18 protein-coding genes are annotated in these 19,937 nt (G+C 65.5%); 10 read left to right on the top strand and 8 right to left on the bottom strand.

The window, feature by feature from the left end; translation table 11 throughout:
- Window positions 1-70 precede the first annotated feature (70 nt).
- Window positions 71-1,561 (top strand): type VII secretion integral membrane protein EccD, encoded by a 1,491-nt coding sequence (gene eccD / locus BST13_RS11790; RefSeq protein ID WP_083163995.1) that lies wholly within the window; start codon window positions 71-73, stop codon window positions 1,559-1,561.
- Window positions 1,562-1,564: 3 nt separating this feature from the next.
- Here eccD and eccB read toward each other — a convergent pair whose 3' ends face one another.
- Complete coding sequence (gene eccB, locus BST13_RS11785; protein WP_083164230.1) at window positions 1,565-3,073, bottom strand: type VII secretion protein EccB; 1,509 nt, start codon at window positions 3,071-3,073, stop codon at window positions 1,565-1,567.
- Between the two features lie 144 nt (window positions 3,074-3,217).
- Between eccB and eccE the strand changes: the two genes are divergently transcribed.
- Window positions 3,218-4,885 carry a type VII secretion protein EccE gene (eccE, locus tag BST13_RS11780; protein ID WP_245839526.1) on the top strand — a complete coding sequence of 556 codons (1,668 nt, stop codon included), beginning with the start codon at window positions 3,218-3,220 and terminating at the stop codon, window positions 4,883-4,885.
- Here eccE and BST13_RS11775 read toward each other — a convergent pair.
- From BST13_RS11775 to dnaA, 7 genes are all read right to left on the bottom strand, one after another.
- Window positions 4,871-5,734, bottom strand: a complete 864-nt coding sequence (locus tag BST13_RS11775) for a DUF5336 domain-containing protein (protein ID WP_142282770.1) — start codon at window positions 5,732-5,734, stop codon at window positions 4,871-4,873. The genes eccE and BST13_RS11775 overlap by 15 nt on opposite strands.
- Before the next feature lie 102 nt (window positions 5,735-5,836).
- Window positions 5,837-7,849: a DNA topoisomerase (ATP-hydrolyzing) subunit B gene (gene gyrB, locus BST13_RS11770; RefSeq protein ID WP_083163982.1), complete on the bottom strand. Its 2,013-nt coding sequence runs from the start codon at window positions 7,847-7,849 to the stop codon at window positions 5,837-5,839.
- Window positions 7,850-8,067: 218 nt separating this feature from the next.
- Window positions 8,068-8,640: a DUF721 family protein gene (locus BST13_RS11765; protein WP_083163980.1), complete on the bottom strand. Its 573-nt coding sequence runs from the start codon at window positions 8,638-8,640 to the stop codon at window positions 8,068-8,070.
- Complete coding sequence (gene recF, locus BST13_RS11760; RefSeq protein ID WP_083164226.1) at window positions 8,633-9,790, bottom strand: DNA replication/repair protein RecF; 1,158 nt, start codon at window positions 9,788-9,790, stop codon at window positions 8,633-8,635. The genes BST13_RS11765 and recF overlap by 8 nt, the downstream gene beginning before the upstream one ends.
- A 64-nt stretch (window positions 9,791-9,854) precedes the next feature.
- Entirely contained in the window at window positions 9,855-10,748 is an 894-nt protein-coding gene (gene gnd, locus BST13_RS11755; RefSeq protein ID WP_083163978.1) for a phosphogluconate dehydrogenase (NAD(+)-dependent, decarboxylating), read from the bottom strand.
- Between the two features lie 25 nt (window positions 10,749-10,773).
- A complete protein-coding gene (dnaN, locus tag BST13_RS11750) occupies window positions 10,774-11,964 on the bottom strand; it encodes a DNA polymerase III subunit beta (RefSeq protein ID WP_083163976.1) in 1,191 nt (396 codons plus the stop codon).
- 601 nt (window positions 11,965-12,565) lie between these two features.
- Entirely contained in the window at window positions 12,566-14,020 is a 1,455-nt protein-coding gene (gene dnaA / locus BST13_RS11745; protein WP_083163974.1) for a chromosomal replication initiator protein DnaA, read from the bottom strand.
- A 510-nt stretch (window positions 14,021-14,530) separates the two neighbouring features.
- On the opposite strand from dnaA, the gene rpmH reads away from it, so the two are divergent.
- The 8 genes from rpmH to BST13_RS11705 are packed head-to-tail and all read left to right on the top strand — an operon-like array spanning window position 14,531 to window position 19,721.
- Complete coding sequence (gene rpmH, locus BST13_RS11740) at window positions 14,531-14,674, top strand: 50S ribosomal protein L34 (RefSeq protein WP_070355130.1); 144 nt, start codon at window positions 14,531-14,533, stop codon at window positions 14,672-14,674.
- Between the two features lie 21 nt (window positions 14,675-14,695).
- Window positions 14,696-15,049, top strand: a complete 354-nt coding sequence (gene rnpA, locus BST13_RS11735; protein ID WP_083163972.1) for a ribonuclease P protein component — start codon at window positions 14,696-14,698, stop codon at window positions 15,047-15,049.
- On the top strand, window positions 15,046-15,330 hold the full coding sequence (gene yidD / locus BST13_RS11730; protein ID WP_083163970.1) for a membrane protein insertion efficiency factor YidD: 285 nt from the start codon (window positions 15,046-15,048) through the stop codon (window positions 15,328-15,330). The genes rnpA and yidD overlap by 4 nt, the downstream gene beginning before the upstream one ends.
- A complete protein-coding gene (gene yidC, locus BST13_RS11725) occupies window positions 15,305-16,393 on the top strand; it encodes a membrane protein insertase YidC (RefSeq protein ID WP_425437010.1) in 1,089 nt (362 codons plus the stop codon). Before yidD ends, yidC begins: the two co-directional genes overlap by 26 nt.
- 34 nt (window positions 16,394-16,427) lie before the next feature.
- On the top strand, window positions 16,428-16,964 hold the full coding sequence (locus BST13_RS11720; RefSeq protein WP_083163966.1) for a Jag family protein: 537 nt from the start codon (window positions 16,428-16,430) through the stop codon (window positions 16,962-16,964).
- A 60-nt stretch (window positions 16,965-17,024) separates the two neighbouring features.
- Window positions 17,025-17,699 carry a 16S rRNA (guanine(527)-N(7))-methyltransferase RsmG gene (gene rsmG / locus BST13_RS11715; protein WP_083163964.1) on the top strand — a complete coding sequence of 225 codons (675 nt, stop codon included), beginning with the start codon at window positions 17,025-17,027 and terminating at the stop codon, window positions 17,697-17,699.
- Window positions 17,696-18,670 carry a ParA family protein gene (locus BST13_RS11710; RefSeq protein WP_083163962.1) on the top strand — a complete coding sequence of 325 codons (975 nt, stop codon included), beginning with the start codon at window positions 17,696-17,698 and terminating at the stop codon, window positions 18,668-18,670. Before rsmG ends, BST13_RS11710 begins: the two co-directional genes overlap by 4 nt.
- Before the next feature lie 52 nt (window positions 18,671-18,722).
- Window positions 18,723-19,721 carry a ParB/RepB/Spo0J family partition protein gene (locus BST13_RS11705; protein WP_083164224.1) on the top strand — a complete coding sequence of 333 codons (999 nt, stop codon included), beginning with the start codon at window positions 18,723-18,725 and terminating at the stop codon, window positions 19,719-19,721.
- The last annotated feature ends 216 nt before the right edge of the window (window positions 19,722-19,937 follow it).

Genomic DNA, 19,937 nt, shown 5'->3' with positions numbered 1-19,937 from the left:
AAGTGAAATTCCGCAGCTGCTAGTTTCCAGACATCACCATACTGACCGCGCGAAGAATGGGTCGCCTCTGATGACCTCACCGTCCCCGCTTCCGCTGCCGCCGGCGGATCTGGAGTTTCCGCCCGGTGCCGAGCACTCGGGCCTGCTCCGGGTGACGGTCCTGGTCGGCGGTTTGCGTCTTGACATGGGATTGCCCGGCGACATCGAAATTGCCAGCTATATAAGCGATCTGCTGGATATCGCATCGGGTGAGCTGGCGGCGCGCGGGCCGGGTGACACGCGATTCGACGTGACCGCCGACCGGTGGAGTCTCGCCCCTCTCGGCGGCGCGGTGATCGACCCCGAACATTCCTTGACGTCGGCTGATGTCTACGACGGCGATGTGCTGATCGTTCGCAGCACCTCGGACGTATCGGTGCCCGTGTTGTTCGACGACATCCAGCGCGACGGGTCCTCGCCGCCCGCATTGCGGTGGCTGCGCTCGCACCGAACGCCGTTGGCAGCGTTCGGTGTTGCCGTTGTAGCGGCACTGCTCTGGGCCTACCTGCTGCCCCGGCTGGGCCTGGGTCTCGGCGCGGCGGCGGCCACGCTGGGCATGGGTTTGACGTTCGCCGCAGCGGGCTGTGTGGTGTCACGGCGTACGGGTGCCCTCCTTCCGTCGATCACACTGCCGCTCATCGCAATTCCGTTGTTGTTCATCGGATCTTTGTGCATTGTTCCAAATGGCTTTGCCGTTCCGGCACTTCCGATGGCGTTCGCAGTGATCGCCCTCGCCGCGCAACTGGTACTGCAGATCTGCCGTACCGGCCATGTGTTTCACAGCTTCGTGATCGCCCTGGCCATATTGGGTGGTGTCATTTCGGTGGTGGTCAACGTGTGGCATCCGCCTGCGCGGGTACTCGGCGCCGCGGTGGCCTCGGTCGCGGTAGTGGTGCTGTACCTCGCGCCGCGAGTCACCATTCTGCTGGCCAGGCTGCCGCTGCCGCGCGTGCCGACCGCGGGAGAACCGCTGGACGACATCGAGACCCATGGCGGCATCACCGTGGAGGGCGTCGGGGCGGTGGGTCTACAGGCAATTCCCACGGAAGAACATCTGCTCGAGCGGGTCAGGCTCGCCAATGACTATCTCACCGGAATTCTGGTCAGCGCCGGGCTGACGGCCGCGTTCGGGTGCTACCTGGCGCTGGATGTCTCCGGCGGGTTCTCGTGGCAGGAGCCCGTATTCGCGGTGGCGGTCGCAACGGCATTGTGCCTGCGCGGCCGCAGCCACCATGATCTCGTCCAGTCCGCCACGCTGATCGGCTCCGGCCTGGGCATCGCGGTGCTGGTGATCGCCAAGATCGCGGCACAACTGCCGGACTGGGTGGTCCAAACCGGCTTCACTGCACTGCTGTTGGCGGCATTGTCGGTGCTCTGCGGGATCGTCGCGCCACATCTGGAGTTCTCGCCGGTCATGCGACGCTGGGTCGAACTGCTGGAATACCTGGCGATCGCGCTGGTGTTCCCGTTGTGCTTCTGGATCGTGGGTTTGTACTCGTATGTGCGGGCGTTGCGGCTGTAGGTCTCAGGACGTCGGCACTGCGACCACACTGCCCGCCGCGTCGGCCTGCATACCGTCGTGAGCGATGAGCGCCGCGTCGCGGGACAGTTCCGGGCCTGCGGGCAACAATGAGATCACCGACCACGGTGCCAATTGCGGTGTGGGGCCCTGTGCTCCGTCAGGGCCGTCCGAACCGTGCACGCCGAGTGCCGCAGCCGCGGCGGCGTCCTTGAGGTGAAACCGCTGGCCGGTATCGGCGATGTAGAACAGTTGCCCCATGGCTTCGGCGTCGGGCTGCATACCCACCGCACGGACGTACTCTCCGGTGCCCGGCTTGAAGTACACCGCGTCCAGCGCAGGCCCACTGCCGTCCGCACCGGCCATCGGCACGGTCGCGGCCTGCTCTGCAATCGGCAGCCTCCGGCCGACGATCATCCGGGTCGCCGCCGTCGTGTCGGTGGTGCTGCGCCGCCAGGTGAAGCACACCACGGGATCAGCACGCACGCCGGCCACCGTCGGGACAACGGTCGGGTAATGGTCGACGGCGAGCCGCTGCACCTTGGGCACACCGGTAAGCACTGCGGGGGAGAGGCTTTCGGGCTCGCGCCGCGCGGACGGGTCACCGTATCGGATTATGTCGGCGGTCGCCGCGGTGATGGGCTGTACGCCGTCGGTCAGTACGACGTACAACTGTTCACCTGAGGTATCCGAAGTTTTCACGATCGAGCCGACGCGCACGGTGTCCGGCAAGGGTGCTGGTGCCGGTGCGCCCGCATCAGGCACAGTGATCGCAGTGATGGGTGCGACCAACGGAAATGCGTTGAGCAGTCCCTCGGATACGTCACGAACTTCGGCCGTGGTGAGGTGCAGCGCGTTCATCAGCACCGGATCGGCGACGTCGATGGGCGCCCGCACACCGTCGAACAGCAGGTAGTGCTTGTTGTCCGCACGCACCAGCGCGGCCTCCGGCGCGGCCGCCACATGCGTATCGCTGCTCAATGCGGTCGGACCGGCAATGACCGTCGTGCGCACCACCCGACTGCCCGTGCCCTGTATTGCCGACGGGAATTCCGTTGTGTCACATACTGTCCAGTTGGAGTTCACCGGATCGACACCCGGTGCTATGGCCAAGGGGGCGCCGACGATACCCACCACCGGGCCACGGTCGAGGGCGGCCAGCTTTTTGTCGTCGACCACCACGGGGGCCTCACTGCTCGCGGTGATCAGGCGCGCCGACGCGAGATTGAGCACAGGATGTGCGCGGTCGCCGATGCGAACGAACATGGCGCCGTTGGTCTTACTGAGCAGGATGTGGGCGTTGCCAACGGCTGGAGAGGGTTTGAAAAACGCCAGTACACCGCACCCGCCGACGATGATCATCGCGATAACCAAACCGACCAGCAAGGAACGGGTTTGGCCCCGCATGGGGTCGTGGATCATCCGGGAGTCACCACGGATCAGGGCATGCTCGAGCCGACGCAACAGAAAGCGGTACCCGTTCACCTGCGCTCTTGTGGTGATCTGCGCCGGCACTCGCGTTCCCCCCGTCGGATCGGCGGCCGGAGCCGACTTTACACTGGGCCCACCTACTTCTCACGGTGCTTCTCGACCCTGAAGACAGGACTCGTCACTGTGGCCACAACCGTCGCGTCATCCCGTCAGAAGGCGTCAAAACATGTGCCGCCGAACCCTTTTGCCACGTCAACGCGGATCCTTCCGCACCGCATCCTGCCGCTGGCCGAGCTGATCCTGCTCGAGGTCGTGCTGGTGCTCGGCGTCGCGGTGTATCTCTGGACCGGGTGGCCCTGGTGGGCGTGCGCCGGGATGTGCATATCGGTGATGTTGTTGTTGACGGTGCGCCGGCACGGTACGGGGTTGATGGCTGCGGTGACTGCCCGGTGGGCGTATCGCCGGGGCCGCGGCAGGCGGTCGGCATACGTCGACGTCCCGGAGGCATTCGACTATCCCGGCACTGACGACGTCGCGTACGGGTTCCGATGGGACGGGCGCACCGTCATCACCGTCATCGGTATCGAGGACAACCCGGAAGATCTCACGGTCCTCGAGCCTGGGTCCACGGTCTCCGGGGAAATGGTGCGGCTGGGTGTCCCGGTGGACTGTTTGCGGCAGTTCGATGTGGAACTCGATTCGGTCGACGTGATCAGCCACGGTTCGCGTTCGCAGGGACACACCCCGGTCGCGCATGTCTACGACGCCGTGCTCGGACCGTTGCCCGCGATCGCACACCGCTCGGTGTGGGTGGTCGTCAGGTTCGATCCAACCCGGTGCCCGCAGGCGGTCGGACTGCGCGGTGGCGGTCAGTCCGGGATTCTGCGCACCGCGGCGGTGGCCACCCGCCGGGTCGCGAATCGGCTGACCGAATGTGGTCTACGCGCCCGGGTGCTCACCGCTTCCGAGATCGGCCAGGCCGTCGGTCAACTGTGCGGTGGCGCGAATCTGGCGAATCTGCACGAGGATTGGCAGCACTGCTCCGACGGCAACTTCCGAATGACCAGCTTCGGGCTGTCCCGCGACATGCTGACGACACAGGCCCTCGGCGAACTGTGGACCGTGCCGAGCTATGCGACCACGGTGGCGATCTCCCTGCGCAACATCTCACCCGAGCGAGTAGGCATCACCGGCACCGTGCGATTCGACTCGTTCGGACCGCTTCCCCGCATCGGTATCGCTGCGTTGAGCGCACTGCCGGGACGGCAGTTCCTTGCGCTGATGTCGAGCCTGCCGATGCCCCGACCAGAACGGGACATCACCGAGTGCATTTTCGGCGGCTCGAGCGCCGACTTCGACGGTCTCGACATCCCGGCCGCTGGCTGTGGTCAGGTGATAGGCGCCGACCGAGCGGGTCGCGCGGTCGCGCTGCCCCTGTTCGGGCCGCGGATCGGGCGCGTCGAGATCCGTGGTTCATTGCACCTGGCACAGCAGGTGGTACTGCGGGCGCTGGCGTTGGGCGCGCGAATCCTGGTGCGCACCAGCCGCTCCGGTCAGTGGCGGGAAATGGTCGGGAATGTCGATGACAATCGGCTGCTCTGGGTCACCGATTTCAACCGCGGCTCGCTACAGGCCGGCGCGGACCGCAACTACACGCTCGAGGCGTTCGACGGTGTCGTCGAATCGGGGGTCCGCAGTGGCGTGACCGCGATGGTGGTCGTGGCACCGACGGAGCCTGCGACGATACTGCCCGCTGGAACGGATGTGCTGCTCGAGGAACTACAGGACGATTCGGATCGGGTGATGGTGCGGACCCGCTCGGCCGCGACGGTGGTGTCGATGGTCGCGACGGCCGACGAGCTGCGGTATATCGGGCGGTCCCTACAGACCCGGTAGACGTCCCTCGCCACCGCGCGGGTAGTTGCGGCTCGGATCCGGCCCCGCGCCGCCGCCGGCCTGCCCACGATCCGGTTGCACCGGCATGGTCTGTCCCCAGCCGCCGGGGGAATCGTGCGACGGTGCCTGCCGCGCCGGTTGTGCTCCGCTTCCGGCGGGAGAAGCAGGCGGGACGAAATCCGGGTGATCACGGTATCCGGGTGGTGGTCCCTGCTGCGGCGCATGCTGCTGCGGTGAATGCTGTTGCGGCGCGTTCTGACCGGCCTGATGACCCTGCCCATAGGACATGCTGCGCGGCGACGCGCCACCGACACCGAAACGCGTGGTCACTTCGCCGAAGTCGCGAGGGGCAGGCGGATGCTGTTCATGCAGGCCCGGATCCGGATACGACGGTTGCTCGGGCAGCGTTTTGGTGGCCCGCACGGCGAGAACGGCCACCACGGTCTGCGCCAGGGCCAACACGACGATGACGTAGAGCGCCCAGCCGACCCCGGTCTCCGGCGGTGGATTCAGCAGTCCGACCACCAGGCCCATCGCGACCGCTAGGAACCCGAAGGCCGACAGCACTGCGGCGATGATGCGGTAGTGGTGCGCGGGCACCTTGGTGCCGGGGATCGCCAGCAAGCCGGCCAGAAGCAGGGCAAGCCCACCCGCACCGGACCAGGTGGCGATCGGCTGTGCAGCCAGCACGTCGGCACTCCTGCCGGTGTACACCGGACCTGCCTGCATACCGAAACCGATGACCGCCAACGCGGTGACGCCCAGAACGCCCGGCGCTGTCAGGTCACGCGCTACCGGCTGGACGGTTATCGGATCGCCGATGCCCATTGGTTGGCCCGGGTACGCCATGGTGGTCCTCCTCGCGGCAGCTGTCCACTGGACTCGAACCTAGCGCACCAGGCTGTGACTCCTGGGAAACTTCGCGGGGCGTCCTGATGTCGGCCGTGCCGGTCAGACGTCGAGGAAGCGGACGTCTTTGGCATTACGGGTGATGAAGCTGCGCCGGGCCTCGACGTCCTCGCCCATGAGAATCGAGAACAGTTCGTCGGCCGCAGCCGCATCGTCGAGCGTCACCTGACGCAACACCCGCACGCTCGGATCCATGGTGGTCTCCCACAGTTCCTTGGCGTCCATCTCACCAAGACCCTTGTAGCGCTGGATACCGTCGTCCTTGTTGATCTTCTTGCCGGCCGCCAGACCCGCTTCGAGCAGACCGTCGCGTTCACGGTCGGAGTAGGCGAACTCGGGCTCCTGGCGCTGCCACTTCAGTTTGTACAGCGGCGGCTGGGCCAGGAAGATATGGCCGTTCTCCACCAGCGGCTTCATGAACCGGAACAGCAACGTCAGCAGCAGCGTGGAGATGTGCTGACCGTCGACGTCGGCATCGGCCATCAGCACGATCTTGTGATAGCGCAGCTTGGAGATGTCGAACTCGTCGTGGATACCGGTGCCGAGCGCGGTGATGATGGCCTGGACTTCGGTGTTCTTCAAAACCCGGTCGATGCGTGCTTTTTCGACGTTGATGATCTTTCCGCGCAGCGGCAGGATCGCCTGGAACATCGAATCGCGGCCGCTCTTGGCCGAACCGCCGGCCGAATCACCCTCCACCACATACAGTTCCGACTTGCTCGGATCGGTGGAACGGCAGTCGGCAAGCTTGCCGGGCAGCCCGCCGATGTCGGTGGCGCTCTTGCGCCGCACCAGCTCACGCGCCTTACGCGCGGCGATCCGCGCCTGGGCCGACGAAACAGCCTTGTTCACAACGGTTTTGGCCTCAGCAGGATTGGCCTCGAACCAGTGGGTCAACTGCTCGTTGCAGATCTTCTGTACGAACGACTTGACCTCGGTGTTGCCGAGCTTGGTCTTGGTCTGGCCCTCGAACTGCGGCTGGGCGACCTTCACCGAGATCACCGCGGCCAACCCCTCGCGGATGTCGTCGCCGGTGAGGTTCGGATCCTTGTCCTTGAGGAGCTTCTTGTCCTTGGCGTACTTGTTCACGACGCTCGTCAACGCCGAGCGGAAGCCCTCTTCGTGGGTACCGCCCTCGTGGGTGTTGATCGTGTTGGCGAAGGTGTGCACGGACTCCGAGTAGCCGGCGTTCCACTGCATCGCGATCTCGACCTCGTGGCCCTCACCCTTGCCGTCGAAGTCGATGACGCTGGGCTGGATGGCGGTCTTCGTCCGGTTGATGTGCTTGACGAAGTCGACCAGACCACCGGGGTAGTGAAAAGTACGGTGCTTGACCTTGTGCGGCGCGGCGGCCTCGGCCGCCTTCTCGTCGGCGGTCTTGGGCGCGGCGGCCGTGTCGGAGACGACCTCGTCGACGACCTGTTCGGGGGTGACCCGCTCATCGGTGAGTTCGATGGTCAGACCCTTGTTGAGGAACGCCATCTCCTGCAGGCGCCGGGCAATGGTCTCGAAGTCGTAGTCAGTGGTTTCGAACACATCGGGATCTGCCCAGAACCGGATGGTGGTTCCGGTCTCCTTGGTTTTTTCGCCCTGCTTGAGGGTCCCGGGCACCGAGTTCTCGTAGGTCTGGAACCACTCGAAGCCGTCTCGCCGAATGTCGGCCTCCAGCCGGGTCGACAGGGCGTTGACCACGGAGACACCGACGCCGTGCAGACCACCGGACACCTGATAGGCGCCCTCTTCGAACTTTCCGCCTGCGTGCAGGACCGTCATCACGACGTCCACGGTCGGAACGCCCGTGGCGTGCATCGCGACGGGGATACCACGGCCGTCGTCGGTGACCTGAACGCCGCCGTCCTCGAGAATGCGCACGTCAACCTTGGTCGCGAAGCCTGCCATCGCCTCGTCGACGGCGTTGTCCACGACTTCCCACACCAGGTGGTGCAGACCGCGTTCGCCGGTGGAACCGATATACATACCGGGTCGTTTGCGGACCGCTTCAAGGCCCTCGAGCACCTTGATCGAATCGGCACCGTACTGATCTTGGGCAGCCACGTCGGACGCGTCTCCTTGGGGTTCAGGGGAGGCGGTGGATGCACCGCCTCAGATCCTCGAACAGTCTACCGTCAACCGACGCCAGCACCGATCCTACGGCGATGTTTTGACCTATCTATATGCGCCGTGCGCTGAATTTCACGGCATCGGGTGCGTGAGGACGCCCCCGATGCTCGTCTTGCAGCGCCTCGGCGCTCTCAGCGGAATGCCCGGAAGCCTCAGCCGTAGGTGTCCCGCGGCCCGCGGCCCGGAACGCTGCGCGGACCTTTACGCCAGGACGGACCCACGGGCCCGACGATCTTCAGCGACTTCACCACACCGTCGCCGACCGCCGCGGCGATCTTGGCGAGCAGCTGGGCCTGCACCATTCGCAGCTGCGTGGCCCACGCCGTCGACTCCGCCGACACCGTCAAGACACCGTCGTTGAGCCCGGTCGGATTGGCATGATCGGCGATCTGGTCACCGACCACGGCACGCCAGCGGCCGAACACCGCACCTTCGGACACCCGCGTCGACCAACCGCGGGACTTGGCCAGATCCTGCGACGCCACCCCGAGCAACTGCGGGTCGCGGCGGTCCGGTCCTGGCCCCGACCAGCTGCGTCGCGACCTGGCACCACCGGCCACCCGGCGTACCGGCGCTGCGCGGCCCCGCCCGACATCCTTGCCCTGGCTGCGCGCCGCTCCGCGCGCCTCCTCGAGCGTGCGCCGCACCAGGTCCATGCCACGCAGGCCGGCGAGGTGTTCGGGCGGGAACGGGGCGGCGTCTTCGGGCGTGTCGTCGTCAGTCACTGTGCACCACCGAAATTCGTCCGTTTTCGCCATCGATCATCCGGATCTCGACGCGGCGGGCATCCCAGTCGTCAGGGATGTCCTCACCCACCGCGGCCGTGACGAGCACCTGCTCTGCCGCCGCGGCGACCCCGGCCAGCGCGCGCCGCCGCGACACATCGAGTTCGGCGAACACGTCGTCGAGCAGCAGCACCGGCTCCGCACCGTCCGCACGCAACAACTCGTAGGCCCCGAGTCGCAGTGCCAACGCCATCGACCACGATTCACCGTGGCTGGCAAAGCCTTTCGCAGGCTGATCGCCGAGGCGCAGCTCGAGATCGTCGCGGTGCGGGCCGACCAGACACACCCCGCGCTCGAGTTCGGCATCGCGGCGGCGGGCCAGCGCATCCAGCAGGGCGGCCTCGTAGAACTCGACCGATTCCGGGCCGGGTGCGTTCTCGATCGCCTCGACCGAGCTGCGGTAGCGGATGGCCGCGGGCCGTGACGCCGGCGCCAGCAGCTGGTAGGCCTTCTGGACTTCCGGGTGCAGTTGTTCGACGAGTTTGATGCGGGCCGCGATCAGCGCCGCGCCGTGCGCGGCCAGATGACCGTCCCACACCTCGAGGGTGCTCAGCACGCTGGTGTCACCCCGATAGCGTGCTCCCGCAGCGGTTTTCAACAAAGCGGTGCGCTGGCGCACCACCTTGTCATAGTCGGCGCGCACCCCCGCGATCGCCGGACGACAGGTCGTCGCGAGCTCGTCGAGGTACCGGCGTCGTTCCCCTGGATCACCGCGGACCAGCGCGAGATCCTCCGGGCTGAACAACACCGCGCGCAACACCCCGAGCACCTCACGCGGGCTGCGGACCGGAGACCGGTTGAGCCGGGCCTTGTTGGCCCGGCCCGTGGTGATCTCGAGATCCACCGCGAGTTCCCGCCCGTCGTTGACGACGATGGTCGAGACCACCGCACGGTCCGCACCGGCCCGGATCAACGGCGCGTCGGTGGCCACCCTGTGGGATCCGAGCGTCGCCGAATACCACAGGGCTTCAACGAGGTTCGTCTTTCCGAAGCCGTTGGGACCGACGAATACGGTCCGGCCGGGCTCGAGGTCCACGTCGGCGTGCGCCCAGGACCGGAAATCGGTCAAGGTCAGGTGGCGGGCGTACACGGCCATACCTTCCGTGCCATTTCGCCCGCACTCCTGCGCGCTACGTGCGCCCCGTCGGGCAGGATCACCCGGACTCGCTGATCCTCTGCACGGCGTGTCCACCGAACTGGTTGCGCAGCGCCGCCACCGCTTTCATGGTGGGGGAGTCCTCTTGCCTCGAGGCGAACCGCGCGAACAGGGACGCGGCGATCACCGGCATCGGTACGCGGTGGTGGATCGCCTCTTCGACAGTCCACCGGCCTTCGCCGGAATCCTCTGTGTAGCCGGTGATCTCGTCGAAACCGGGGTCTTCCTTGAGCGCCTTGGCCAAGAGTTCCTGCAGCCACGACCGCACCACCGTGCCGTTGGTCCAGGCCTGGATCACCGCCTGCGGGCTCTTGATCAGGTCCTCGGCCGCCAGCAGTTCGTAGCCCTCGGCGTAGGCGTGCATCAATCCGTACTCGATGCCGTTGTGCACCATCTTGGCGTAGTGCCCGGCACCCACCGGGCCGGCGTGGACGAATCCGTCGGCGAGTTCACCGGCCGGGCGCAGCGTGTCGAAGATCGGCATGGCCCTGGCCACGTCCTCGTCGCTGCCGCCGACCATCAGGCCGTAGCCTTCGGTCAGGCCCCACACGCCACCGGACACGCCGGCGTCGATGTACGCAATACCCTTCTCGCCCAACAGCTTTGCGTGCGGGCCATCCTCGGTGTAGCGGGAGTTGCCGCCATCGATCACCAGGTCACCCGGGCTGAGCACGTCGGCCAGCGACACGATGGTCTGGTCGGTGATGGTTCCCGACGGGACCATCACCCAGACCACTCGAGGCGCGGTGAGCTCCGCTGCCAGGTCGGCCAGGCTGGCCACATCGCTGACCTCGGGGCGCGGGTCGTAGCCGATGACCTCGTGACCGCCCTTCCGCAGCCGCTCACGCATGTTGTAGCCCATCTTGCCCAGGCCGATCAGCCCCAGTTGCATGTGGGTTCCTCTTTCGCCGGGCCGGTCAGCCAGGAAGGCGCACCGGCATCAACAAGTACACGTAATCGGTGTGCGCAGCCGGGAACGGCCCACCTCCACCGGTCCCATCATCGTCGCCCGCCGGCCGCAACACTGCGGGACGGCTGGGTGTCGTGAAGCCGAATGTCACACGTTCGGAGCGCAACGAGCCCAACCCGTCGGTCAGGTAGGTCGGGTTGAACGCGATGGTGAGCGGCTCGCCCGCGAACGAGACCGGTAGGTCTTCCTCGGCGCGACCGACGTCGTCGGTGCCGGCCGACAGTCGCAGCACGTCGTCGGCGAACTCCATGCGGATCTGCGCCCCACGGTCGGCGACCAGGGCGACACGTTTGATGGCCTCGGTCAGTTCCGCGACACCGATGGTGGCCACCGCGGTGTGCTCGGTGGGCAGCAACTGGCGGAACTTCGGGAATTCCGCGTCCAGCAGGCGGGTGGTGCTGCGCTTGCCGTTACTGCGGATGCCCAGCAGGCCGTCCTTGCCGACCGACGGCCCGGACCCCAGCGACAGGTGCACCTCGGTGCCGTCGGTGCCTGCTTTGGCCGCCTCGGCGAGTGTCTTGGCCGGCACCAGCACGGCAGCCTCGACATCCGCCGCGGTGGCCACCCAGGTGAGCTCCCGAACTGCCAGGCGGAACCGGTCGGTGGCGGCCAAAACGACTGATTCACCAGAGATTTCGACGCGAATGCCGGTCAGCATCGGCAGCGTGTCGTCCCGGCCCGCGGCCACGGCGACCTGGCCGATGGCCTCGGCGAACAGATCGGCGGCCACCACCCCGGTCTCGTCCGGGAGTGCAGGCAGAGCCGGGTAGTCCTCCACCGCCAGGGTGGGCAGCGAGAACCGGGCACTTCCGCAGGTCAGGGCGACGCGGGTGCCTTCCACGCTGATGTCCACCGGCTTGCCCGGCAGCGCCTTGGTGATGTCCGAGAGCAGCCGACCGGACACCAAAACGCTTCCAGGAGAAGCGATTTCGGCTGCAACGCGCACCTCTGCGGAGACTTCGTAATCGAAGCCGGAGATGGTCAGTCCGTCATCGGTCCCGGTGAGAAGCACACCGGCCAGTACCGGGATGGTGGGCCGGCTCGGCAGGTTCCGGGCCACCCAGGCCACCGCGTCCGCGAAGTCCTCGCGTACCACGCGAAACTTCAGGTCGGTCAGCCCAGCCGTCGTCGTCGACACGTCTTATGCGCCCCTTCGAATAATCCCCACAATGAGCTCTAACCAGCGGTTTCTCGTCGATGCTGCGCAGCGTAATGCCACGCGAGCACGCTGGAGAAACCGTCGTCGAAGAACCACCGTAGAGCTTTCCGCATGAACTTGAAAGCTAATCGATCGGGGTGACCTCGAAGGACACCGGGCATGCGAGGCGTGGCTCGAGTCGAGATGTCCCCAACAGGCTTCTTCTAAGAAGAATTATGAGTAGATATTTGAGTAACAGTAATAGGGACTGTGGAATCTGGGGATGAAGCGGTGTAAGCCCAGTACCGCCGGTGTGTCGTGGTGTGAGTCGGCTGTGGAGACCGGTGCACGGCGGGCGGGGCCGTTGTGGAGAACTCGAGCCGTGTGGATCGTTCCCCCGGTAATCCTGTGATTTGCCCGCAGGTTGTGCACAGTGCTGTCCACAGGGTTTTGGGGCGTGCAACTGTGACCGCTGACGCAGCTGTGACAAAAGTTGTTGTTCGGATCGATCGGATCCTGAGCGCGCGTGACCACAATGTGGGACGCGAATCGTGCCCAAAACGACACCGAGGGGCGTCCGGGGAGTATCGAGAGGGCGGCGTCAGCGCTTGGCGCGCTGGCGGATCCGCGTGGTGAGTTCCTTCACGTGGTCGAAAACCTCGCGTCGTTCGGCCATCTCACCGCGAATCTTCTTCTCGGCGTACATCACCGTCGTGTGATCGCGCCCGAAGGCTTGGCCGATCTTGGGCAGCGAGAGATCCGTGAGTTCACGGCACAGGTACATGGCGATCTGCCGGGACTGCGCCAGTGCCCGGGTCTTACCGGGCCCGCGCAGCTCCTCCACGGTGGTCTCGAAGTACTCCGCCGTGGCGGCCATGATGGCCGCGGTGCTGATCTGCATGGTCGTGGCGTCGGCGATGAGGTCGCGAAGCACCACCTCGGCCAGTGACTTGTCGATGCGCGTCTTGTTCAGCGAGGCGAACGCCGTCACGCGGATCAGGGCACCCTCGAGCTCACGGATGTTGCGTTCGATGCTGCTGGCGATGAGTTCGAGGACGTCGCCGGGCACGTCGAGCCGGTCCATCTGAGCTTTCTTGCGCAGAATCGCGATGCGGGTTTCCAGCTCGGGGGGCTGCACGTCGGTGATCAGGCCCCACTCGAAACGGGTACGCAGCCGGTCCTCGAGCGTGGCCAGCTGTTTGGGCGGCCGGTCCGACGAGATGACGATCTGCTTGTTCGCGTTGTGCAGCGTGTTGAAGGTGTGGAAGAACTCTTCCTGGATACCTTCCTTGCCCTCGATGAACTGGATGTCGTCGACGAGCAGGATGTCGATGTCGCGGTAGCTGCGCTTGAACGACGCCTTGCGGTCGTCGCGCAGCGAGTTGATGAAGTCGTTGGTGAATTCCTCGGTCGAGACGTACTTCACGCGCATGCCGGGGAAGAGGCGCTGGGCATAGTTGCCAGCCGCGTGCAGCAGATGAGTCTTGCCGAGCCCGGACTCACCCCAGATGAACAACGGGTTGTACGCCCGGGCGGGGGCCTCGGCGATCGCGAGGGTCGCGGCATGGGCGAAGCGGTTGGACGCCCCGATGACGAAGGTGTCGAACGTGTAGCGGCGGTTCAGGTTGACCGCATTGGCGTCGGGCGTGGCCGCGCTCGGCTGCGGGTTGCTGAAGTAGGTGGGCCAGCTCTCCTCGACGTTGACGCGGGCCGCGCGGTCGTCGTCCACCTCGTCGATGTCCGGCGGTGCCGGCTCGAGGTGGCTGTCGGAGATATCGGCCTCGTCCGACGGGCTCGGCGTCGCGATCCGGACGCCGAGCTCGACGCGTTGGCCGAGCCGGCGGCTGAGCGCCGAGACGATGGGTTCCCGCAGGTGACGCTCGATTTCGTTCTGCACGAACGGCGTGGGCACCGACAGCAGAGCAAACCCCTCAGTGATGACCAGCGGCTGTACGAGCTTCAGCCAGGCCCTTTGCTGAGGGGTGGTGTCGCCATTGAGTTCGGCGACGACGTCGTTCCAGATGGAGACGAAGGGTGGGTCGGGGTCAGCTGTCATCGACGGTTACCCCCTTTACTGTCCTGGAGGTCCATCCACGGACGACCAATAGAACGAAGACGAACTGTCCACATATTTATCCACAGGTTGTGGAAAAAGGACAGTCGTCGTCGTTTCTGTTGACTTGTGCGGAGGATGTCGCAGCCGTGGCTCACATAGTGTGGGGATGTGGCGGCTGTTTGACGTCCTCGGTTCCTGTCTGAGGCCAATCCCGGTGCCGGGCGGCTACGAACGGTATTGGCAGAAGCTAACAGTTTTCGTTCGACGTGCCAACCGTTCTGCAACATTGGCGGCAGGCGAGGATCGCAGGTTTGACCCAGCGAAGACTCGTCAGTACCCTCGAGCAGTCGCCCGCACGTGGCGATACGGCTGCGATCCTGGTCCGCCCGGAGTCTGCGCCGGTAAGTAGAGCACGACGCACCGACAGCTTATTAGGGGTAGTCGCGTCTTCTCCGACACACTTCGTGTCGGCGAGTCGCGGGTGCCACATAGAAACAAGGAGAGATTGCCGTGGCCAAGGGCAAGCGGACCTTCCAGCCGAACAACCGTCGCCGTGCGCGCGTTCATGGGTTCCGGCTGCGTATGCGGACCCGTGCCGGTCGCGCCATCGTCTCCAGCCGCCGTAGCAAGGGCCGTCGCTCGCTCACTGCGTGATTCGACGCAGGATCTAGCGCGGTGCTTCCGGCTCAGAACCGGATGAGGCGGTCCGCGGAATTCAGTGTCACCGTCAGCCGTGGCGTGCGCGCAGTACAACCCGATGTCGTGGTTCATGCGTTGCGCGACGAGCTGGACCCCAGTGGGCCACGCGTCGGTTTGGTGGTCTCCAAGTCCGTCGGTAACGCCGTAGAACGTCATCGGGTGGCGCGCCGTCTTCGGCACGCCGCCCGTACCGTGCTGCCCCGCCTCGAACCCACGGACCGTGTGGTGATCCGAGCCCGGCCGAGTTGCCGGGATGCGCTTTCGTCACGATTGGAACGGCAACTCGCTGCTGCGCTTGAGCGGGTTGCGCGGCACGGAACCGCTTCATGATCCGGCGGGCAAGCGCGGGCGCGGCTCGCGCTGTGATCTTCTTGATCCAGCTGTATCGACACATGATCTCTCCACTGCGTCTGCCCTCCTGCCGATTCACTCCGACATGTAGCCAGTACGCCGTGGATGCACTCACCGAGTACGGGCTTTTCTACGGTGGCTGGCTGGCCACGGTTCGGCTGCTGAAGTGCGGCCCGTGGCATCGGGGAGGATGGGATCCGATACCAGAGCGCCGCAACGCTGATGCCGTCGGAGATGGCAGAAACGAGTCCTATGTTTAACTTCTTCAGCCTCGACATCATCTATTACCCGGTGTCGGCGATCATGTGGGTTTGGTACAAGGCGTTCGCCTTCATCCTCGGCCCGCAGAACTTCTTCGCCTGGGCGCTGTCGGTGATGTTCCTGGTGTTCACCCTGCGTGCGATCCTCTACAAGCCGTTCGTCAAGCAGATCCGGACGACGCGGCAGATGCAGGAACTGCAGCCGCAGATCAAGGCGCTGCAGAAGAAGTACGGCAAGGACCGCCAGCGCATGGCGCTGGAGATGCAGAAGCTGCAGCGCGAACACGGGTTCAATCCGATCCTCGGCTGTCTGCCGATGCTCGCGCAGGTGCCGGTGTTCCTCGGACTGTTCCACGTGCTGCGCTCCTTCAACCGGACCCAAGGTGGGTTCGGTCAGGTGCACATGACGGTCGCCGAGAACCGGGCCACGGGCAACTACGTGTTCAGCCCGACCGACGTCGCGAATTTCCTCGACGCGAATCTGTTCGGTGCCCCATTGGGCGCCACCATGATCCAGAAGACAGGTCTGGACGCGTTCACCGAATTCAACCGGATCTCGGTGATCGCGGTCGGTGTGCCGATCATGATCCTGGCCGGCATCGCGACCTACTTCAACAGCCGGGCGTCGGTTGCACGGCAGAGCCCCGAGGCCGCCGCCAACCCGCAGACGGCGATGATGAACAAGCTGGCCCTCTATGTGTTCCCGTTCGGCGTCGTCGCCGGCGGACCGTTCCTGCCGCTGGCGATCATCCTGTACTGGTTCGCCAACAACATCTGGACCTTCGGTCAGCAGCACTACGTGTTCGGCATGATCGAGAAGGAAGAGGAAGCCAAGAAGGTCGAGGCGATGGAGAGGCGGGCGGCCAATGCGCCGGCGCCGGGAGCCAAGCCGAACCGGCCGCGTAAGGCACAGTCCAATCCTGGCGATGAGGACGAGGCGGAATCGACGCCCGCCGCATCGACCGATGGCACGGGAGACAGCAGCGCCGGGGACACGGCGTCGGCGGATACCGCCGGCCGTACCCCGAAGCCCGGCGCGCGCCCCAAGAAGCGGAAGCGTTGACCAGCTCTGGCTGGCGAGTAGTAGGGAGACTGACATGACGGATGCACAGACCACGGATGCCGGCGTCGAGCCGGAGGCCGCGAAGGCGACGACGTCGGCGGATGATCTGGAAGAGCGTTTGGTCGCCGAGGGTGAGATCGCCGGCGACTATCTCGAGGAGCTGCTCGATCTGCTCGACTTCGACGGCGACATCGATCTGGACGTCGAAGGCGATCGTGCGGTCGTCAGCATCGACGGGGGCGGGGACCTGAGCAAGTTGGTCGGCCGCAAGGGCGAGGTGCTCGACGCGCTCCAGGAGCTGACCCGACTGGCCGTCCACCAGAAGACCGGTGAGCGCAGCCGGCTGATGCTGGACATCGCGCGGTGGCGTCGGCGTCGTCGCGACGAGCTCGCGGCACTCGGCGACAAGGTGGCCCGCCGCGTGCTGGAGTCGGGTGAGCGCGAAGAGCTGGCCCCTATGACTCCGTTTGAACGCAAGATTGTGCACGATGCGGTGGCGGCCGTCGAGGGCGTCCGTAGCGAGAGCGAGGGCGTGGAGCCGTCGCGTCGCGTCGTTGTCTTGCTTGGCTGATCCGTTAGTTACATCGTTGTAGTTCATGAGTAGTAGCCCGTCGCCGCGGGAGTGCGGAGGATGTTTCACGTGAAACATGGCCCGGTTCCCGCGGCGCCGGAAGTTGCCGCCGACGTGTTCGGTGACCGGCTGGAGTTGGCGGAGCGCTATACCGCGATCCTCGCCGGAGCAGGTGTCGAATGGGGTTTGATCGGTCCCCGTGAAATCGATCGTTTGTGGGAACGCCACGTCTTGAACAGCTCCGCCGTCGGCGAGCTTGTGACGGCCGGTGAACGGGTCGCCGACATCGGTAGCGGAGCGGGATTGCCGGGGATACCGTTGGCTCTGGCTCGGCAGGACGTGACAGTCACTCTCATCGAACCGCTGTTGCGTCGAAGCGAATTTCTTCGTGAAGTGATCGCCGAGCTCGATCTGGATGTCACGGTGGTTCGCGGCCGCGCCGAGGATCGAGTCGTTCGCGATGAGGTGGGGGAGATGGATGTGGTGACGTCCCGCGCAGTCGCCTCGCTCGACAAGCTGAGTCGGTGGGGCATGCCACTGTTGCGTCAGGACGGCCGCATGCTGGCCATCAAGGGCGAGCGCGCCGAACTTGAGATTGAAGAGCATCGGCGTGTGATGAGGTCCGTCGGTGCAGTGGATGCCAGGGTAGTGAGATGTGGCGCGAGCTATTTGAACCCACCCGCAACCGTCGTCGTCGCACGGCGCGGAGCGCGGGGGAAAGCGGGCAGGAAATGAAGTTGGGTTCTGGTCAGAACAAGGCCGCGGCCGCCAAGAACGACGTTGTTTCACGTGAAACACTCGGCGGCGCCGATCGCTCCGACTGGTCAGCGGATACCAGCATGGACACGCCGATCGCCGTCGAAGCCGAGCGGGCGACCCGCCTGCTGCACATCCCGCACGGACAGCTCCCACGCCCCACGCGTCAGCGCGTCTTCACCATCGCCAATCAGAAGGGCGGTGTCGGTAAGACCACGACCGCCGTCAACGTTGCGGCGGCTCTCGCGCGACAGGGACTGCGCACCTTGGTGATCGATCTGGATCCCCAGGGCAACGCCAGCACAGCGCTGAGCATCGAACACCGTCCCGGCACGCCGTCCTCGTACGAGGTGCTGATCGGCGACATCCCCGTCAACGAGGCGCTGCAGCAGAGCCCGCACAATGAGCGCCTCTTCTGCATTCCCGCGACCATCGACCTGGCCGGCGCCGAGATCGAACTCGTGAGCATGGTCGCGCGCGAGGGCCGGCTGCGTTCTGCCCTCGCCGAACTCAAGCAGCACAACTTCGACTACGTGTTCATCGACTGCCCGCCGTCGCTGGGCCTGCTGACCATCAACGCGTTGGTCGCGGCGCCGGAGGTGCTGATCCCCATCCAGTGCGAGTACTACGCGCTGGAAGGCGTCGGCCAGTTGCTGCGCAATATCGAAATGGTCAAGGCACACCTCAATCCGGAGCTGTCGGTCTCCACCGTGATACTGACCATGTACGACGGCCGGACCAAGTTGGCAGACCAGGTTGCCGAGGACGTTCGGGAGCACTTCGGCAACAAGGTGCTCAAGACCGTGATCCCGCGCAGCGTCAAGGTGTCGGAAGCGCCCGGCTACGGGATGACGATCCTCGACTACGACCCGGGTTCCCGTGGTGCGTTGAGTTACCTCGACGCGAGCCGCGAGATCGCGGAACGTGGGGCGCCGTCCGACGCGCAGTAGGGCGACAACGCGAGAAGGTCGGGAAGTTGGCAGCGATGAGCAGGAGACGATGATGAATCAGCAGGCGAAGAAGCGCAGTGGACTCGGACGGGGTCTGGCGTCGCTGATTCCGACCGGACCCGCCGAGGACGGCACCGACCATCTGAGCCCCCGGATGGGTGCGACGGCAGCCGACGTCCTCCTCGGCCCGCCGGCATCATCGGCCTCACCCGAAGCGCCGCCGACCGAGATCGACGGTGTCGGCGCGACGTACCGCGAGATCGATCCCGCTCTGATCGACCCGAACCCCCGTCAGCCCCGCCAGGTCTTCGACGAAGAAGCGCTCAACGAGCTGGTGCACTCGATTCGCGAATTCGGCCTGATGCAGCCGATCGTCGTCCGCGCCGTGCAGACCGACGGAGCGACCCGCTACCAGCTGGTGATGGGGGAGCGGCGCTGGCGCGCGGCACAGATCGCCGAGCTGAGTGCCATTCCGGCGATCGTGCGCGAGACCGCCGACGACAGCATGCTTCGCGATGCGCTCCTCGAGAACATCCACCGGGTGCAGCTGAACCCGTTGGAAGAGGCCGCTGCCTATCAACAGCTTCTCGATGAATTCGGCGTCACCCACGATGAACTGGCAGCCAGGATCGGGCGGTCCCGTCCGCTGATCTCCAACATGATCCGCCTGCTGCGGCTGCCCATCCCGGTGCAGCGTCGGGTCGCGGCCGGGGTGCTCTCGGCCGGGCACGCTCGCGCGCTGCTGGCTCTTGAGGGCGGTCCGGAAAAACAGGAGGAGCTCGCCGCACGCATCGTGGCCGAGGGGCTTTCGGTGCGTGCCACCGAAGAGGCTGTCACCCTCGCCAACCGAGACGGTGCGGCGCCCCCGGCGCCCCGGCGCAAGCCGATCCAGATGCCCGGCCTTCAGGATGTTGCCGACCGGCTGTCGACGACATTCGACACCCGCGTCACGGTGAGTCTCGGCAAACGCAAGGGCAAGATCGTCGTCGAGTTCGGGTCGGTCGACGATTTGCAGCGGATTGTCGAACTTATGAGCACCGAACAGCACTGAAACTCGACAACCAACCACACGCGGCCGTTCCGTCACTGTGACACATGACGTCACCGCCGTTTCACGTGGATCAGTGCAATCGGGAAAGCAATTGAGCTGCATCAGAATTCGTTCGAAAGGCGGCGAATGATGAGAGATTCGTCGCGGACTACGCCGTTGCCGCAAAGCTCTCCTATCCTTGAGGGTGCGCCGCGCACACCGGCATCGTGTGGAACC

The organism is Mycobacterium aquaticum (assembly GCF_002086485.1).
Lineage (GTDB): Bacteria > Actinomycetota > Actinomycetes > Mycobacteriales > Mycobacteriaceae > Mycobacterium > Mycobacterium aquaticum.
Note: the sequence above shows the minus strand (reverse complement) of the source record. Positions and strands in the feature narration are given on the sequence as shown.

Bases quoted from the DNA above. Each gene is read 5' to 3' on its own strand.
- dnaA (WP_083163974.1), bottom strand. From the start codon at position 14,020: ATGACAGCTGACCCCGACCCACCCTTCGTCTCCATCTGGAACGACGTC.
- yidC (WP_425437010.1), top strand. From the start codon at position 15,305: ATGGCAGAAACGAGTCCTATGTTTAACTTCTTCAGCCTCGACATCATC.
- eccD (WP_083163995.1), top strand. From the start codon at position 71: ATGACCTCACCGTCCCCGCTTCCGCTGCCGCCGGCGGATCTGGAGTTT.
- rsmG (WP_083163964.1), top strand. From the start codon at position 17,025: ATGTTTCACGTGAAACATGGCCCGGTTCCCGCGGCGCCGGAAGTTGCC.
- BST13_RS11705 (WP_083164224.1), top strand. From the start codon at position 18,723: ATGAATCAGCAGGCGAAGAAGCGCAGTGGACTCGGACGGGGTCTGGCG.
- BST13_RS11775 (WP_142282770.1), bottom strand. From the start codon at position 5,734: ATGGCGTACCCGGGCCAACCAATGGGCATCGGCGATCCGATAACCGTC.
- BST13_RS11710 (WP_083163962.1), top strand. From the start codon at position 17,696: ATGAAGTTGGGTTCTGGTCAGAACAAGGCCGCGGCCGCCAAGAACGAC.
- yidD (WP_083163970.1), top strand. From the start codon at position 15,046: ATGATCCGGCGGGCAAGCGCGGGCGCGGCTCGCGCTGTGATCTTCTTG.
- BST13_RS11720 (WP_083163966.1), top strand. From the start codon at position 16,428: ATGACGGATGCACAGACCACGGATGCCGGCGTCGAGCCGGAGGCCGCG.
- gnd (WP_083163978.1), bottom strand. From the start codon at position 10,748: ATGCAACTGGGGCTGATCGGCCTGGGCAAGATGGGCTACAACATGCGT.